At 37.3% G+C, this 15,649-nt stretch carries 18 protein-coding genes and 2 pseudogenes; 8 read left to right on the plus strand and 12 right to left on the minus strand.

The window, feature by feature from the left end; genetic code table 11:
* Window positions 1-2: 2 nt before the first annotated feature.
* Genes AC1PJ9_RS04490 through AC1PJ9_RS04505 form a run of 4 tightly spaced genes read right to left on the minus strand, consistent with a single transcriptional unit; the run spans window position 3 to window position 2,764 of the window.
* On the minus strand, window positions 3-782 hold the full coding sequence (locus tag AC1PJ9_RS04490) for a pilus assembly PilX family protein (protein WP_311069791.1): 780 nt from the start codon (window positions 780-782) through the stop codon (window positions 3-5).
* Window positions 779-1,816 (minus strand): PilW family protein, encoded by a 1,038-nt coding sequence (locus tag AC1PJ9_RS04495; RefSeq protein WP_311086521.1) that lies wholly within the window; start codon window positions 1,814-1,816, stop codon window positions 779-781. The genes AC1PJ9_RS04490 and AC1PJ9_RS04495 overlap by 4 nt, the downstream gene beginning before the upstream one ends.
* A gap of 1 nt (window position 1,817) precedes the next feature.
* A complete protein-coding gene (gene pilV, locus AC1PJ9_RS04500; protein ID WP_311086522.1) occupies window positions 1,818-2,318 on the minus strand; it encodes a type IV pilus modification protein PilV in 501 nt (166 codons plus the stop codon).
* Entirely contained in the window at window positions 2,315-2,764 is a 450-nt protein-coding gene (locus tag AC1PJ9_RS04505; protein WP_304591404.1) for a GspH/FimT family pseudopilin, read from the minus strand. The genes pilV and AC1PJ9_RS04505 overlap by 4 nt, the downstream gene beginning before the upstream one ends.
* On the opposite strand from AC1PJ9_RS04505, the pseudogene AC1PJ9_RS04510 reads away from it, so the two are divergent.
* A pseudogene (locus tag AC1PJ9_RS04510) lies at window positions 2,673-2,918 on the plus strand (hypothetical protein); the annotation flags it as partial. The gene AC1PJ9_RS04505 and the pseudogene AC1PJ9_RS04510 overlap by 92 nt on opposite strands.
* A gap of 12 nt (window positions 2,919-2,930) precedes the next feature.
* Here AC1PJ9_RS04510 and ispH read toward each other — a convergent pair.
* A complete protein-coding gene (gene ispH, locus AC1PJ9_RS04515; RefSeq protein ID WP_304591403.1) occupies window positions 2,931-3,881 on the minus strand; it encodes a 4-hydroxy-3-methylbut-2-enyl diphosphate reductase in 951 nt (316 codons plus the stop codon).
* A 122-nt stretch (window positions 3,882-4,003) separates the two neighbouring features.
* On the opposite strand from ispH, the gene gmk reads away from it, so the two are divergent.
* From gmk to bfr, 7 genes and pseudogenes are all read left to right on the plus strand, one after another.
* Entirely contained in the window at window positions 4,004-4,633 is a 630-nt protein-coding gene (gene gmk / locus AC1PJ9_RS04520; protein WP_263614720.1) for a guanylate kinase, read from the plus strand.
* Window positions 4,634-4,705: 72 nt separating this feature from the next.
* Complete coding sequence (gene rpoZ, locus AC1PJ9_RS04525; protein WP_000135049.1) at window positions 4,706-4,984, plus strand: DNA-directed RNA polymerase subunit omega; 279 nt, start codon at window positions 4,706-4,708, stop codon at window positions 4,982-4,984.
* 38 nt (window positions 4,985-5,022) lie between these two features.
* Window positions 5,023-5,153: pseudogene (locus AC1PJ9_RS04530) on the plus strand (hypothetical protein).
* Between the two features lie 39 nt (window positions 5,154-5,192).
* Entirely contained in the window at window positions 5,193-7,298 is a 2,106-nt protein-coding gene (locus AC1PJ9_RS04535) for a RelA/SpoT family protein (protein WP_311086523.1), read from the plus strand.
* Between the two features lie 121 nt (window positions 7,299-7,419).
* Entirely contained in the window at window positions 7,420-7,803 is a 384-nt protein-coding gene (locus tag AC1PJ9_RS04540) for a RidA family protein (protein WP_002051728.1), read from the plus strand.
* A gap of 219 nt (window positions 7,804-8,022) precedes the next feature.
* Window positions 8,023-8,217: a bacterioferritin-associated ferredoxin gene (locus AC1PJ9_RS04545; protein ID WP_000289091.1), complete on the plus strand. Its 195-nt coding sequence runs from the start codon at window positions 8,023-8,025 to the stop codon at window positions 8,215-8,217.
* A gap of 244 nt (window positions 8,218-8,461) precedes the next feature.
* Window positions 8,462-8,926: a heteropolymeric bacterioferritin subunit Bfr gene (bfr, locus tag AC1PJ9_RS04550; RefSeq protein ID WP_000678123.1), complete on the plus strand. Its 465-nt coding sequence runs from the start codon at window positions 8,462-8,464 to the stop codon at window positions 8,924-8,926.
* Window positions 8,927-8,966: 40 nt separating this feature from the next.
* On the opposite strand, the gene AC1PJ9_RS04555 is transcribed toward bfr, so the two are convergent.
* From AC1PJ9_RS04555 to AC1PJ9_RS04585, 7 genes are all read right to left on the minus strand, one after another.
* Window positions 8,967-10,595, minus strand: a complete 1,629-nt coding sequence (locus tag AC1PJ9_RS04555) for a PglL family O-oligosaccharyltransferase (RefSeq protein ID WP_263614722.1) — start codon at window positions 10,593-10,595, stop codon at window positions 8,967-8,969.
* A gap of 98 nt (window positions 10,596-10,693) precedes the next feature.
* On the minus strand, window positions 10,694-11,404 hold the full coding sequence (gene tfpZ, locus AC1PJ9_RS04560) for a TfpX/TfpZ family type IV pilin accessory protein (RefSeq protein WP_263614723.1): 711 nt from the start codon (window positions 11,402-11,404) through the stop codon (window positions 10,694-10,696).
* Between the two features lie 55 nt (window positions 11,405-11,459).
* Window positions 11,460-11,966, minus strand: coding sequence for a pilin (locus AC1PJ9_RS04565; protein WP_263614724.1), 507 nt, complete (start codon window positions 11,964-11,966; stop codon window positions 11,460-11,462).
* A 340-nt stretch (window positions 11,967-12,306) separates the two neighbouring features.
* Entirely contained in the window at window positions 12,307-12,867 is a 561-nt protein-coding gene (locus AC1PJ9_RS04570; protein WP_311086524.1) for a TPM domain-containing protein, read from the minus strand.
* Window positions 12,861-13,943 (minus strand): TPM domain-containing protein, encoded by a 1,083-nt coding sequence (locus tag AC1PJ9_RS04575; protein WP_311086525.1) that lies wholly within the window; start codon window positions 13,941-13,943, stop codon window positions 12,861-12,863. The genes AC1PJ9_RS04570 and AC1PJ9_RS04575 overlap by 7 nt, the downstream gene beginning before the upstream one ends.
* A gap of 21 nt (window positions 13,944-13,964) precedes the next feature.
* Window positions 13,965-14,555, minus strand: coding sequence for a LemA family protein (locus tag AC1PJ9_RS04580; RefSeq protein ID WP_002051712.1), 591 nt, complete (start codon window positions 14,553-14,555; stop codon window positions 13,965-13,967).
* 133 nt (window positions 14,556-14,688) lie between these two features.
* The gene (locus AC1PJ9_RS04585) at window positions 14,689-15,576 is read right to left on the minus strand and encodes a metal-dependent hydrolase (protein WP_311086526.1); all 888 of its coding nucleotides are present in this window, start codon (window positions 15,574-15,576) and stop codon (window positions 14,689-14,691) included.
* Window positions 15,577-15,649 lie beyond the last annotated feature (73 nt).

Raw genomic sequence — 15,649 nt, forward strand, 5'->3', positions numbered from 1 at the left:
AATTAAAAATCTTGTGCAATAGTGTATTCAGTGACATTGGTGGTAAATGGAACATTTAAGCTTGTTAAACACTCTGATACTGATCTCAAAGGATTATCTAAGTCGGATTTATTAGTGACATCTGGCACTGCCGTTCCATCTGGAAGTGTCACTTCACTCATGTGTTGTTGTAGACACTTGTTAATATCAGCATGACTAACACTACTTAAACTTGGCATTAATGACACAGCAAATACTTTGACTCGTTTAGCTTCTTGGACTTGTCCTTCTTTTTCATCAAGACCACGAGTTCGAGCATAAAATGGGTCATCCTCCCCAACAGTCGAAAATTTAACTGCGACCTGAGTCATAACTGCCCTACGACCACTGGTAAACCAGTTATTGGTTGTATCGACTGCATCGCAATAACCATCTGTACCTAATGCATTATTAGTAGGTGCACTATTTCCGTCTATCCACTGCATTAAGCTGGCACGTCCAATATTAAAAAAGTCACTTTGATCTCCGCGATAACAAAAGACTAATTCCTTATTTTTGTCATTTGCATTGCTGATATAACCGAAAAGACCTGTTGCACTTAAACTCTGAATTAAGTTAGTTGGATTCTCTATTTGAAAGAAAGAAGCGTCTGAATTTTGCAATATCAATTGCTGCACTTGGCTATTCGTCGCTATATTTAAATTAATCAAACCTTTACGAATGGCTATTGTGCCAATAATCATAATTGCAACTAAGAAAATGAGTACAACAATTAACGCTGAGCCACCCTGCTTCAGTTTCATTTCCCACGCTCCCCAATTACATTACGCAAGGTAATGGTTTGTGATATCACTTGACGCACATATTTTTTTGTCGAATTCGTAGGCTTTTTTACTGTAATCGTTTGGTCCAATACTGAAAATTGTTGGTCATCTTGAATTGCGACTTCTGCACCGACTGGTTGCAATGAACGTGTTAATAATCCGATTTGAACTGAAACAATACGTGGACGAGGAGCAGTCAAACTTAAATAATCATGTATTGAAATATAACGTCGCCCAGAATTTCCTTGGACATTCAGTAAAACCCGAAAATAATCCACACGTTTCATTATAATTTCACCTGCATCCCCATAACGAGTTATAGCAGTTGGGCTCCCTGTTAGAGGGTAATAGCCAGCATCACAAGCAAGTGCTAAAGGTTGATTAGGTTCATCACTATTATTTTTATCGTCTTTACGTAAAAAATATCGTTGGACTATGACTTGACGGCCACTAGCAAGAGGAAAATTCAGATTATTTCCTTCACAATCTGTACCGCCTATATATTCATCATCAGCTTGAGTTGCGGTACCTTTAGTATCAATTGTATATTGCGGTATATATTGAATAACGAGTTGGTCACTAGCAATATCACTTCCATTACTTTGGACGTTTGATGCTCCAGTCCAAGCATTACCACTACCAACACTATCCCCCTGACTACGAGAAAGTAGATTAGGATTAGCAGTTACACCAACAATAGTTTTATAAAGATTACTAAGAGGCTCGTTAGCCGCATCTTTAGCTGAATTAATTGCAGAAGTTAAGACAATACCACCATAAGCAGTTTGATCATCAATAACCGCTTTTGGATTATTTAAGTTTGCAAGGCGAATATCTTGAGTTAAATAGTTAAGGCCAAAATTTGCATTATCTTGCACATCAGAAACACCTATCTGCATAGATAAACTTTTTTGACTAGACAAAAATAATAATATTGCAGCAGCAGTAATTATGAGACCTAAGGCTAACGAAATTATTAATTCGATTAATGTAAAACCCTGATGTTTTTTCATTTTAATAGGCCTCCATAATCACACATGTTGAATTATCGTTATATGAAGTATCTTGAGTACAATCTCCTACACCAGTGCCATTCGTTGCACTAGTATCGCCCCATGCAATATAAATACATTGACGATTATTAGTTTGTGGACAAGCAACCATATTCATAGTCATGCCTAAAGAAGACGCACTTTTCACAACCTGAGCAACATCAAAATCTGCTAGCTCCGTATCAGTACAATTGTTTTGAAAGCAATTTTTAGCGAAGTCTGTTTGTTTACTGGCATCTTGAAGTTGCTGGTTATATACAGTTAAAGAATTACGATTAACTCTAATCCGTTCGGCAAGATCACGCGCCAATGTAATTGCTTGAACACGCGAAGTACTTTCTGCACTTGCTTCTAAAGCTCTATACTGCAAAGCAATAAAGCCTAAAATGCCAATTGCCAAAATCAGCAAAGCAACTAAAATTTCAATCATACCCATACCACGCTGGAGTCCAAGGCTCTTCATGAACATGTCCCCATTGTGATTGACTGAATTGATCCCATTCTTGAAACACTAATAATTTTTGATTTATTACCAGATGCCGTATTACAAATTTCAAAAGTTGTATCTCCGGTTGCATCTTTTACCAAACCGGACATTAAAAATACTATAGAAGTATTAGATCCTGTCTTTAATTGAGCTTTTCCACTTGGCATCCAATCGATTTGATTGTCAGTATCTGCAATATAAGTAGAATTTAATTGCACTTTGACTTGTCTACGTTCTACTACAGCTTTCATACGTGCCTGATTTATACTTGAAACTAGATCTTCTGTGCTTCTATTTAAATTTTGGTTATTCAACATATCCCCAAACATTGGAACAGCCATAGTTGCAATAATAGCCATCATTACAATCGTCACTATGAGCTCAATTAAGGTGAACCCTTCTTGCGGAATAATCCCCCTCATCCCCATAACCCCAAATGAACTTAAAAATTTTATTTCTATATAAATTTTACGTTTTACTTTTACAAAACGAATACAAACCAGATAAAGGGTATAAAAAAACAGATAACTGTCATATCACAATTATCTGTTTAACTTTTTAAAATCAGTATGTTAAACAAGTCACACTTTATGCTTGTGTCACATGAATGCGTAATTCTTTAGGAAGACTAAAAGTAATGTTTTCTTCACGTCCTTCTAACTCTTTAGGCGCCTGAGCACCCCAATCTTGCAAACGTTGAATGACTTGCTTAATTAAAATTTCTGGAGCCGAGGCACCAGCTGTTACACCAATTTTGCAACTTTCATTGAACCATGATTGCTCAAGCTGATCGGCATTATCTACAAGATAAGCGGCTTTACCCATACGTTCAGCAAGCTCGCGTAAACGGTTCGAATTTGATGAATTAGGTGAACCAACAACCAGTACGACATCGCATTTTTCAGCTAAGTCACGTACTGCATCTTGTCTGTTTTGAGTCGCGTAACAAATATCATCTTTGCGCGGCCCTTGAATTTTAGGGAACTTCGCACGCAAGGCATCAATAACTTTCGCTGTATCATCAATAGATAAAGTTGTTTGAGTAACAAAAGCCAATTTTTCTGGATGTCTGACTTCAAGTGCTGCCACATCAGCTTCATCTTCAACCAAATAAATGTCACCGCCTTTTAATTTGTCATATTGCCCCATTGTTCCTTCAACTTCTGGATGACCTTCATGACCAATTAAAATCGCTTCTGTTCCTTCACGAGCATATTTAGTTACTTCAATATGTACTTTAGTCACTAAAGGACAAGTCGCATCAAAAACTTTTAGGCCTCGACGCTCTGCTTCTTGCTGTACTGCTTTTGAAACCCCGTGCGCACTAAAAATGACAATCGAATCATCTGGTACTTGATCCAGTTCATCAACGAAAACCGCCCCTCTTTGACGCAAGTCATCTACCACAAATTTATTGTGTACAACTTCATGACGTACATAAATAGGAGGATTAAAACATTCCAAAGCCCGATTGACGATTGCTATGGCTCGATCAACACCGGCACAAAAACCACGCGGATTAGCTAACACAATTTCCATAACAGCCTCAAAATTAATAAAACAGGGGAATTTCTCGTAAATATTTGCAGTTAAAACTATTCAGTTTAAACGCACGGTACACTACAATAGCGAAGATATTTTATCATATCAGGAAAAATATCATGTCGGGTCTATTGTTTGTCGTTTCTGCTGCATCAGGAACGGGCAAAACATCTTTGGTGAAAGCCCTACTTGACCGTGTAAGCAATTTACATGTTTCAGTTTCGCATACTACCCGAGGTCAACGACCAGGTGAATTAGATGGTGTTCACTATCATTTCACAACAAAAGATGACTTTCTAGACCAAGTAGACCAAGGTGGATTTATTGAATACGCTGAAGTATTTGGTAACTACTATGGCACTTCGCAAGCAACCGTAAAACAACAGTTAGCTCAAGGACATGATGTCTTGCTTGAAATTGATTGGCAAGGTGCAGAGCAAGTACGTAAGCTGTTTCCTGAATCTAAACAAATCTTTATTTTACCGCCTACTCAATTCGATTTACGCCAGCGTTTATCTAATCGCGGTACAGATTCTGTTGAGGTGATCGAACATCGTTTAAGCTGTGCTGTTGAAGACATGCAGCATTATACGAACTTTGACTACATCATTATCAATGATGATTTTAATAAAGCCTTACATGAGCTTGAAGCTGTGATTACAGCGAACCGTTTAGTGCTATCTCAGCAAGCAAAAAGACACCAAACCTTAATTCAAGACTTGATTACTCCTCAACCAAAACAGGAATAACTTGAGTCTAGAACGAAAGCCTTTTATACTATTTAGTCTGTTCAAATTTACCATTCCAAAACGAGAACTTTTATGGCACGCGTCACCGTTGAAGATTGTTTAGATCATGTAGACAACCGTTTTGAGCTTGTGCTCGTTGCAAGTAAACGTGCTCGTCAATTGGCACGTCAAGGCATGGAGCCAACTGTAGAATGGGATAACGACAAACCAACAGTTGTTGCTTTACGTGAAATCGCTGTAGGCCACGTAACGAAAGAAATTCTTAAACAACGTGAGCAAGATTACCAAACTTCTAGTCTTGATCTTGCCCTTTCTACAAACAGCTTAAATTTAGAAGGTTTTTCTTTCTAATTACTCCTGTTTCTATAAAAAACCATCGTTTTTTTGCGATGGTTTTTTATTTGGCTTCTTCATATTTAAAACATATTGGCAAAAGCAATTATTTTCATTGAAAAAAAAATACACTTTTTCAAATGAAAAAATTGACAAGTTCCGCAATATGCTTTTCATTAAGAAGTAGATAGATTTAGTTTTTTAAGCAACAGAAAAAGGGTGGTCTATGCCAGGCGAAGAGGTCAGCCAAGCCAAGCAACAGCTCAAATTAATTATCGAACCTTACTTATCAGTAAGCGAAGTCGAGAAAGTGCTTGCTGCCTGTGATTTTGGAGATCTGGCACACACTGGTATTACACGTAAAAGTGGTGAACCCTATATTCTGCATCCAATTGCTGTCAGCTGTATTTTAGCTAATATGCGACTCGACCCTGAAACTTTAATGGCAGCACTTTTACATGATGTCATTGAAGATACTCAATATACCAAAGAAGATATTATTGAGCGTTTTGGACAAACTGTTGCAGAGCTCGTTGATGGTGTAACCAAGTTAAGCCAATCGAGCGACAAAGAATATAATAAAGCTGCGTCTTTCAGAAAAATTCTGCAAGCAACGTTACAAGATCCACGTGTCATTATTATTAAGCTAGCCGATCGCTATCATAATATGACTACCTTGGGTGCTTTACGTCCCGATAAACGTGCTCGTATCGCGCAAGAAACTTTTGATATTTTTGTACCCATGGCAAGATTAGTCGGCATGAATGAAATGGCTGATAATCTTGAAAACTTATGTTATCAAAATCTAGATTTAGATATGTTTGATAACGTCCAGAATGCTTTACTCCAAACCAAACCAGAACGATGTAAATATCAAAGTATCTGGGAGCAAAACCTTGCAGAGCTTCTGCACAATTATCATATCCAAGGCCGTATTAAAAAGAAAAATAATAATATTGAACTATTACGCCACTTCGTTAAAAACGAGATGGATTTGCAAGAGCTTACTCATAGCCATGCCTTTGAAATCGTTTTACAGTCTATTGCTGACTGCGACCGTTTATTTGCAGCATTAAAAGAAAATTTCCAAGTCATCCAATATCAAGATCATATCCGTCGTCCATTGCCTGGTGGCAATCAGTCTTTATTGATCAAGCTCAAAGGCGAAAAAACTACATTATCGCTCACTGTCCAAACTGAGCTCATGCGTAAAGCTGCCCGTTTTGGTGTGGTATTAGGTGAAAATGCACCGCAAACTTGTCGTTCTGCCATTCAGGCATCAATGCAGAACTTAAATACACTCATTGATGGTGAATGCGCTAAAACAACTTTTAATGATTTACTTGATTATTTACATCAAGAAAAAATTTGGGTCTATACCCCACATGGCCAATTACATGAATTACCACAAGGTGCAACAGTAGTTGACTTCGCCTATTCAGCAAGTCTTTTCTTGGGTAACCATGCAGTAGGCGCAAAAGTTGATGGTGAAATTAAACCACTTTCAACACCCTTAGGCAGTGGACAAGTTATTGAAATTATTACTGATGTCTTGGCAACTCCAAATCCAGATTGGTTGAGTTTCATTAACACTCAGAAAGCTCGCCGTGCTTTACAACATGTACTCAAAGATCAAGATATTGAAGAACAACGTTTAGTGGGTGCACAAGCACTTTCACGAGCATTGAAACTCTTTAATCGTTCAATCACTGATCTTTCAGAAGCAGATTGGCTAGACCTCTTACAATGGCGTCATATTGACAATAAAGATGCATTATTTGAGCAAATCGCAGTTGGAGACTTACTTCCTCAACTCGTAGCCAACCATTTGTTTGCAAATGACAAACACCCACAAGTAGAAAATTCAGACCGATTAATTCAGGGTACTGAAGGCATCGATGTTAAATATGCTCACTGCTGTAACCCTGTATTGGGCGATCTAATTCAAGGTCATTTAACACGCCGCGGATTAATTGTGCATCGAATTCGTTGTCATAATTTACTTCATGAACAACATTTGCATCCAGAAAATATTATGCCGCTTCAATGGAAAGCAGATGACGTAGATGATGTACGTTTTACTGCCTACCTTGCGATTTATATGGACATGAATGATGAGCAGGTATCAGACCTCATCTATCAATGTCGTAAAAATAATGCAGGGGTAGAAATGGTGCATTCCAATGAGCAGCGAACTTTTGTGAACATCGTGGTGAACAATCGTAAGCACATAGCAAAAGTCATTCGTGATTTACGCATGCACTATGGGTTCCCCCGTATTGAGCGTTTAGATGCCCCTGCCCCACAAGCGGAAATTTCTAAAGTCAGCTAAAATTTGTTCTACTTTACTAAAATCTAACTTTCCAGAAGCACATAATCAATTAAATCGATGATACTTTTGTCAAAACGTATCATCGATTATGATGGAAAAAGATTTAATCAAGGAGAACCAAATGTCCCGCCAAGTCATTCATACTGAAAATGCCCCTGCTGCTATTGGCACATATTCTCAAGCCATTTTAGTAGGTAACACCTTATACCTATCAGGGCAAATTGGTTTAGACCCTTACAGTATGGAACTTGTTGACGGTATTGAAGCTCAAATCCGCCGTGTATTTGATAATCTAAAAGCAGTATGTGAAGCTGCGGGTGGCTCACTCGCAGATATTGCAAAGCTCAATATTTTCCTTACTGATTTATCTAATTTCCAGCTTGTAAACCAAATTATGGGCGAATATTTTGCTCAGCCATACCCAGCTCGTGCTGCACTTGGGGTAGCAAGTTTACCTAAAGGTGCATTAGTAGAAATGGACGGAATTGTAATTATTAATCAATAAGATAAAGATTTAACTACAGATTAATTCTTAAATATTTTGCTCTAAAATTAGATACCGCCATGCTTAGAAATCTGAATAATTATTAGATTTCCGCTTAGGTGGTATTTTTTTATCCAAAATCCCAATAAAGATAAATGAGATTTTAAATGAATTTCATTGACAAACGATAATAATTATCAATAATATCAATTATCGCATTTATATTTGGGGATCACTCCCATGTACGTTTGCTTGTGTCGTGGCATTACCGATCAGGATATTAAAGACGCTATTGAAAATGGCGCTGAAAGCTATCGTGAAATTCGCGATTTGCTTGATCTCGGTACTTGCTGTGGACGCTGTGCACCAGAAGCACGTGCTATTATTAGTGAAGAATTAGCAGAAATTGCTGCACGCATTTCTGTAGCTGCATAATAAAAATTAGTATTTAACAGTAAATTATTGACTCCTCCACCGCTTTTTGCGGAACGTTAATTGTTCCTCATTCAAGCGGTTTTTTTTGGAAGGAAATTCACCTTTACCAATATTGTGTTGTTTTTGATTGCGATTTTCATTTGCTGTTCTATAAATTACTCGCCATATCCATGATTGTTCACTAAAATGAATTCATAGATTGCCTTAAGTGAATTAAGGCAGAAATTGTTTTGGAGTAGCTACAATGAAAGGCAATCGTGATGTGATTAATCAGCTTAACCAAGTGCTGTATCATCATTTAACTGCAATTAACCAATACTTTTTACACTCTCGCATGTTTAATGACTGGGGAATTGAACAACTCGGTTCCGCTGAATATAAAGAATCAATTCGTCAAATGAAGCATGCAGATAAAATTATTGAACGTATCTTATTTTTAGAAGGACTTCCGAATCTTCAACATCTAGGTAAATTGTATATTGGTCAGCATACAGAAGAAGTTCTGCAATGTGATATTCGCAAAGTGAAAGAAAACATTGAAGCTATTCAAAAAGCAGTTGCATTAGCTGAAACAGAACAAGACTATGTAACACGTGATTTGGTACAAGAAATTTTAGAAAAAGAAGAAGAATATTGGGATTGGTTAGATACTCAAATTGACCTTATCGGTAGCGTTGGTATCGAAAACTATATCCAGAGCCAAATGTAATCTTTCATAAAAAAATCCCCTTGAAAACAAGGGGATTTTTTTATTTATCTTTTAGTAATTGCGTCAGTGTTATTTGCTGTCCATAAAGGTGCTGCGAAATAAATATTTGTTGCTCTGCTTGATCTACTTTTCCATTATAAGCAAGTAACTGAGCATATTTACGCAAATTATAAGGGGTTGCTTTGTTCTTCACAAAATTTCCCCATTGAACTAATTCTGCTTCAGATAAAGTTACATTAGGATTAAGTGCAATCCATTTTAAACGCTGCTCAAATTGGGTTAGTACAAAAATCTGGTCACTTCCCATGAGCTCAGCATTTGGCTGCTTATTTTTAAATAGTAAATTACTATTCATGACATAAACATTGTAGTCGCGCCAAATTGCGATCATAAGTATTAAGCTGACGCCCCATATTAAACGCAGAAGTTGTTTACTTAGTACAAAGCCTTTCAGTATAGGAGTCTGTGCTTGAATTACACCCAATAAAAAGCCACAAGTCAGCAAGAAATAAGCATAACGCTGCGGAAACTCCAACATGGCGTGAATAAGCACAGTACAGACCATCATCACTGCGATAATCGAGATTGTTTCTTTTGCTTGTTGATTTAGCCAAAATAACCAACATGTAAAGTAAGCAATAATCACTGTACCAAGTGGAATACCATTCCAAATAATAAGATCTAGCAACACATTATGAGCGCTGGTCGTCCACTCCGTCGTTGGAAAAAGAGCATAAGCAGACATTTGAGCAACACTGGTTTGATTCCACCCATATCCCAACCAAGGATGTTGCTGTACAGCGATTAACATTTGCGTCCAAATATTAAAACGCAGATAACCCGAGCTTGCCCGTTCAGCCAAGCTACTCGCCTGAGTTATATCTGTATGTGACCATGCCTCAATTAAGCTTGTAAGGAATGGTAAAACTAAGCCCGCCATGAGGAAAAAGCCAGCACACCATAATAAGCCTTGAAACACCCCAAAACGCTTAGGTTTATTAAATTGCTTAATAGCCCAATAAATGAGTAAAAATGGAAAAACAACCCAAGAGGTTCGCGATTGGCTAAGGACAACTGCAAATAAAATAGTTAGCGCTGATGGCAAGAGCAACCAAACCGATGCTTTGTTCTTTTCATATAAATATAAGCATCCTAATAATCCCATTATGAGAAAGGTTGCCATATTATTCGGTTGCCCAAAGTTACCGTACGGACGGTTACCAATTAAATGCAACATATGAGCAAAATGTGTATCAATATTTAACCACTGACAAACTGCAATAAGACTAGTTGCAACCGAGACAATAACAGTAAGTAAACTAAACCCTGTAAAAATTTGGTCTCGCTGCTGTTGATCTAATGACAGGTTATAGCCAGCCACAACCATAAACCAAAAGCCTAACAAGTAAAGTGAACTTAACAAAGCTGTACTAAAATCGAAAATTAGACTAAAAGCCCACTGCACCACTGGAATTAAAATAAATGGCAATAGTAATAATTGTGCCCGTGGAATTTTTATATTTTGATAAAAAAGTGCAGCTAAGACACTTAGACCTGCCGCAAAGGTACTCATTTCGCTAGAAAACATCACCCAAGGGTTATAGTGAAATGGTGATAACCACGCAAAACCTAACAGGATTGCTGCGAGGAACAGAAAGAATACTTGCATAGTGACAGGTTATAGGTCAAAAACTTGAGAAGGATTATACATGGAAGAAAGTGAGAAGAATTAGCTTGTATATGTATCTTCTCACAAGAGATGCTAACTTATTTCCATGGTCTCAAGTCTACAATTTTAACCACTTGAGCTGAGTTTTTATCCATTAAAACAACCATATCTACAGCATTGGCTTTTAAAGGAACCCATGCATTCGCTTCTGGATATTTTCTTAAAATATTTTTTACTTGTTGTTTAGAGTTAAATTTTTCAAGTATTTCTAGACCTTGTAAATGTTGTAAGAGTTGTGGTTTTATTTGACTTAATTTTTTATAGTTTTTGGGATCTTGTGCTAAAGCTATTCCACTGAATAACTCTTGGAACATTTCTTTTTGCTTTAATTGAGGAACATTAGAATATTGGATACCAACAAATTTTGGGCCTAAAAATGAAGATTGATATGATTTAGAAACCACTTCATTATCACGTATTAATTCAAATTGATCGACACTGTATACTACCCATACAGGTCTGCCTTTAAATACATGATAACAGCCAAAAAGAAACGCACTAATTTGAAAAATGCAAATAATAGCCAAATCAAATTTTAGAGTTTTCTTACCTTCTTTATAAATAAACAAACCTAAAAAGGGCCCAACAATAACATCGACTAAAATTAGTAAAAATAATATATGTTCCAATCCAGTTGCTTTATGTAAAGGAGCGGGATACCACATAAGAAAAATACAACAAAGCAATAAACTAATGACTATAAGTGAAAAAGTTATATGTACTATAAAGAACTTAATACGTTTACTCATATGTAATCCAAATAAAAAGCTGGAATAAATCCAGCTTTTTACTTTAAAAAATTAATTAGTTTTTACAAGAACCTGGAAGGTATTTAGCATCAATACTTGTAATATTTGTGGCTGCAGCTAAAGTAACACCATCTGGTTTTGCAGCATTACCACAAACCCAAGTAACGTTTTTAGCTGTATCTGTACCAGGAATAAGAGACAATACTTTAGCTGCTAAAGCACTAGAGTTCGCTTTATTTCCGTAAGTAATATTAACACCACCGTTAGCTACATCAATTTGTGATACATAATTACCTTTATAATCTGTATTTGTTCCACCATCACAGTCTTTAGTCGCATTTTTACCACAAACCGCTGCTTTAATATCAGTAGGCCATGAACCAACATCTGTATAATAGTCATTTACTGCAGTTTTAACACCGCCTGCCATGTTAAGACCTTCAGTCACTTGTGAGCGAACTGTATAATCCTGATAAGCTGGAATCGCGATCGCTGCCAAAATACCAATAATCGCAACCACGATCATAAGTTCAATTAATGTAAAACCTTTTTGTGCATTCATAGCCTTTTCCCCAAAGATTGTATGTATGTTTTTATATAAGCTTTTTCAGCTATCAACTATATTGCAGCAACCATGCCAACTTTTATTTTCATTAAAAAACATAAACTTACAAATATTTTCAACTTATTCGGAAGGCTTAAGCTGTAAATAAGTGACAAAAATTGTCACCATAATTTTATTAGGTTTGAATCACTAATAAAAATCACTTCACAACCTACTTCTTTTTTTTATTCTTTAATGTGATAAAAATCTCTTTAAAAGCAGTAAAATAAATGACATTTTTTGTCAGTCAGCTTGTTGTGCAAATTTTTTTAAAACAGCTAGAGTTTATGTAGATAATTTAATTAATAATGATAGGCGCATTACCCAATTCATTATTTTGATCTGGCATATTCTCGTCATAAAAGCGTGACAACACATCACCAATTTGCTGAACCCCAATCACTACAGCATGTAGATACTGTTTTTGTTTAAGCTGCTGCACAATAGACTCGCAAATCTGTTGCCATACCTGATCAGTCGTCGCGTTTCTAATACCACGGTCAAATATGATTTCTACTGTGCGTTCACATAAATTTAAATAGAGCAGCACACCGCTATTAAGCTCAGTATCCCAAACCCCAAGTTCTGCAAATAATTGCTGAGCTCTTAAACGTGTATTTTGTCTATACGCTTGTGAACAAGGAATATGCCCTTCTATAACGACCTGTATTTCACCAACATGACCAAGTTCTGCTTGTTGAACAGCTTCAGCAATCGCTTGTTTATCATTTTTATTGAAATAACGGCTACTAGCAGGAAAATAACAAAGATGCTTAAACCAACGCTTTAAGCTTGGCTCTACAGATTCCTCAATTTTGGGTTGAGTAATAATTTGTGTTGTTTCTGATATTGTTACCATGAGCCTGAAGCACCTCCACCACCAAAACGACCTCCGCCGCCGCCATAACCGCCGCCTCCACCACCGAAGCCACCTCCGCGTCCACCCCCACCAGAACCATTTAAAATAGCCTGTAAAATAAGTTGGGCAATTGAGGTAATGAGTAAAAAGAAAATACCAAATCCAAGTAGCAAACTAGTAACCACGCCAGCACCGTTTACAAAGCCTGCTACTGCTGCGGCAACACCTGCGGTAGAGGCACTAAGAGGTCGACCAACAATAAATGAGCCTACAATTCCAGCAATAAGAATAAACAATGCCATCGTCAGAGTTGTTTGTTTGGCTTGTTGTTCTTCGGCAGCTTGATGTTGACGTTCTTTTAAATCTTGGGCAGCTTGCTGAGCAACTTCCGGATCTAGATGTAAAATTCTTCCGATTTCATCAACACCAGCGTTTAAGCCTTGTGCATATTGGGCTTGTTTAAAATAAGGTGTAATTTGATTTCGAATAATTCGGCTTGCCACAATATCAGGCAATACGCCTTCTAAACCATATCCAGTTAAAATTTGTATGCGGCGATCATTTACCGCAACTGCAATGAGTAATCCATTATCTCGTTTACTCGAACCAAGTTGCCATTTTTCGCCGACACGTAAAGCGTAATCAAAAATATCTTCTTGGCCCGTAGTCGGTACAATTACAATACCTATTTGTGCCTTACCTTGCTGGTATAAATTTAAAATTTTCTGATTAAGTTGCTGCTTTTCAGCTTCACTTAAAATATTAGCTTGATCAATGACAGGCTGATTTAATGTAGGTAAACCACGAATTGATTCACCATCAGCCATATCATTCGCAACCTGAGCTTGAGGCGCGACACTTGAAGCAGCCTGCTCATTTACTTTAGGCTTCAATGCTTGAGCTTGCTGCTGTTGAATAATTTTACCTGCCACCACCGTGTCAGTTTCATCTGTAGCAGTAGCAATATTATTCTCACTCCAAGCCACACTCTGAAACAGAACACTGCAGCAGAGCAGAATTAAGGTAATAACAAATACCCTAATTTGCTTAGACTGAAGCAATATAGTATTTCTCATGCAGCACTTCCTTGATTTAAATTAATCAAAAGAAACTTTTGGGGCCTGTTGAGCCGATGCTTCCGCAGAGAAATTAGCTTTCGGATGCATGCCAATCACTTTTGCTGTTACGGCTTGCGGGAACTGACGGACATAAGAGTTATAGTCCTGAACAGTTGTAATATAACGATTACGTGCCACAGCAATTCGGTTTTCGGTACCCTCAAGCTGAACCTGTAATTCTTGGAATTGGGTATTGGCTTTTAAGTCTGGGTAATTTTCTGAAACAGCAATAAGTCGAGATAACGCACCTGTTAACTGGCTTTGTGCTTGTTGATATTTTTCAAGTAATGCTGGGTCTTCTAATACTTCTTTATCGACCTTCAAGCCTGCAACATTTGCACGTGCCTGAGTAACTTCTGTTAATACTTGCTCTTCATGCTTAGCATAGCCTTTAACTACGTTTACAAGGTTTGGTACCAAATCTGATCGACGTTGATATTGGTTCTGTACCTCAGACCAAGCCGCTGTTACAGCCTCATCTTTGACCTGTAAAGTATTATAGCCACAGCCAGAAAATAATAAGGTGCTTGCAAGTGTTGTCGCGATTACAAGTTGTTTAAACGTTTTCATCGTCACTTTATCCTCAAGTTTTTCTTTATATTTTTAACCTCTTGTCTCGATTGTATGATGAATTTGGCATTATTGTGTTGCTTTTATTTTATAGATTTAAAAAAAACCGGATCTTTAAATCCGGTTTTTTATTCTAGCTTGGTCTTAACCTTGTTTCCTTTTGGAAACTTGTCATTTGGTATTCATCGGCCAAATAACTCTTCCAGTAATCGACCATCTGGCCATAATTTTTTTGACTCGGATGAAAGTCATTTTTGTAATAAGCAAAATATTCAGGTGTAAGTTGTATAAGCATTTTAACAAGCAAATATACGCCAAAAATATTTCCACCTATTTTAGGCAAGCTTTTCCATTTATCTTGCCAAAATAAACGAGTTGTCCCATAGAAAGCAAGACTTGCAAATCCTGTAGTGACACTACGCATGAGTAAACGGCGAATACGGTCATCACCATAGACATGTTGATATACATCAAATGCAACTGAACGATGTTCAATTTCCTCAATAGCATGCCAAACCCAAAGCTTTAGAGCATCTTGATCTAAAGTTTTTAGTAATTCGGGATGCTGTAAAATATATCCTCCAAGCAAAGCCGTAAAATGCTCAAATGCACAGGTAAGGGCGAGCTGTAGCTTAGGTGGAATTGTCCTTAAGTATTTATCACGTTCATTTAACCAAGCTTGAAAACGATCCAAATTATAGTCATCACGGCGCCAAGCCTCATTAAATTCACTATGAGCTTTGGAATGCATGGCCTCTTGTCCGATAAACGCTGCAATTTGTGCTTGTAGCTGAGGATCTGAGACTTTATCACGCACATTACGGACGCTATTTACAAAAAACTGTTCTCCGACTGGAAATGTTGAAGAGAGTGCAGTTAAAAAATGGGACATTAAAGGCGAGTTCGCAAAATAATAGCGCTTGATTGCTTGAGGATTAAACTCAAGGCGACGCACCGTAATACCCAACGCTTTTCGACGATTTAAATATGATTTTTCTGCCGTCATACCTGCGATGTTCATATTCAACACCTACTGTATTGAAGAAGGAAGTTTCGAGTATGTCGCGAGCTTTAAACGCTAAAAAGGGCAAAAA

The organism is Acinetobacter sp. 70_2, assembly GCF_056736115.1.

Coding starts and splice junctions, on each gene's coding strand:
- AC1PJ9_RS04490 (WP_311069791.1), bottom strand. CDS start 782: ATGAAACTGAAGCAGGGTGGCTCAGCGTTAATTGTTGTACTCATTTTC.
- AC1PJ9_RS04495 (WP_311086521.1), bottom strand. CDS start 1,816: ATGAAAAAACATCAGGGTTTTACATTAATCGAATTAATAATTTCGTTA.
- pilV (WP_311086522.1), bottom strand. CDS start 2,318: ATGAAGAGCCTTGGACTCCAGCGTGGTATGGGTATGATTGAAATTTTA.
- AC1PJ9_RS04505 (WP_304591404.1), bottom strand. CDS start 2,764: ATGAGGGGGATTATTCCGCAAGAAGGGTTCACCTTAATTGAGCTCATA.
- ispH (WP_304591403.1), bottom strand. CDS start 3,881: ATGGAAATTGTGTTAGCTAATCCGCGTGGTTTTTGTGCCGGTGTTGAT.
- gmk (WP_263614720.1), top strand. CDS start 4,004: ATGTCGGGTCTATTGTTTGTCGTTTCTGCTGCATCAGGAACGGGCAAA.
- rpoZ (WP_000135049.1), top strand. CDS start 4,706: ATGGCACGCGTCACCGTTGAAGATTGTTTAGATCATGTAGACAACCGT.
- AC1PJ9_RS04535 (WP_311086523.1), top strand. CDS start 5,193: ATGCCAGGCGAAGAGGTCAGCCAAGCCAAGCAACAGCTCAAATTAATT.
- AC1PJ9_RS04540 (WP_002051728.1), top strand. CDS start 7,420: ATGTCCCGCCAAGTCATTCATACTGAAAATGCCCCTGCTGCTATTGGC.
- AC1PJ9_RS04545 (WP_000289091.1), top strand. CDS start 8,023: ATGTACGTTTGCTTGTGTCGTGGCATTACCGATCAGGATATTAAAGAC.
- bfr (WP_000678123.1), top strand. CDS start 8,462: ATGAAAGGCAATCGTGATGTGATTAATCAGCTTAACCAAGTGCTGTAT.
- AC1PJ9_RS04555 (WP_263614722.1), bottom strand. CDS start 10,595: ATGCAAGTATTCTTTCTGTTCCTCGCAGCAATCCTGTTAGGTTTTGCG.
- tfpZ (WP_263614723.1), bottom strand. CDS start 11,404: ATGAGTAAACGTATTAAGTTCTTTATAGTACATATAACTTTTTCACTT.
- AC1PJ9_RS04565 (WP_263614724.1), bottom strand. CDS start 11,966: ATGAATGCACAAAAAGGTTTTACATTAATTGAACTTATGATCGTGGTT.
- AC1PJ9_RS04570 (WP_311086524.1), bottom strand. CDS start 12,867: ATGGTAACAATATCAGAAACAACACAAATTATTACTCAACCCAAAATT.
- AC1PJ9_RS04575 (WP_311086525.1), bottom strand. CDS start 13,943: ATGAGAAATACTATATTGCTTCAGTCTAAGCAAATTAGGGTATTTGTT.
- AC1PJ9_RS04580 (WP_002051712.1), bottom strand. CDS start 14,555: ATGAAAACGTTTAAACAACTTGTAATCGCGACAACACTTGCAAGCACC.
- AC1PJ9_RS04585 (WP_311086526.1), bottom strand. CDS start 15,576: ATGAACATCGCAGGTATGACGGCAGAAAAATCATATTTAAATCGTCGA.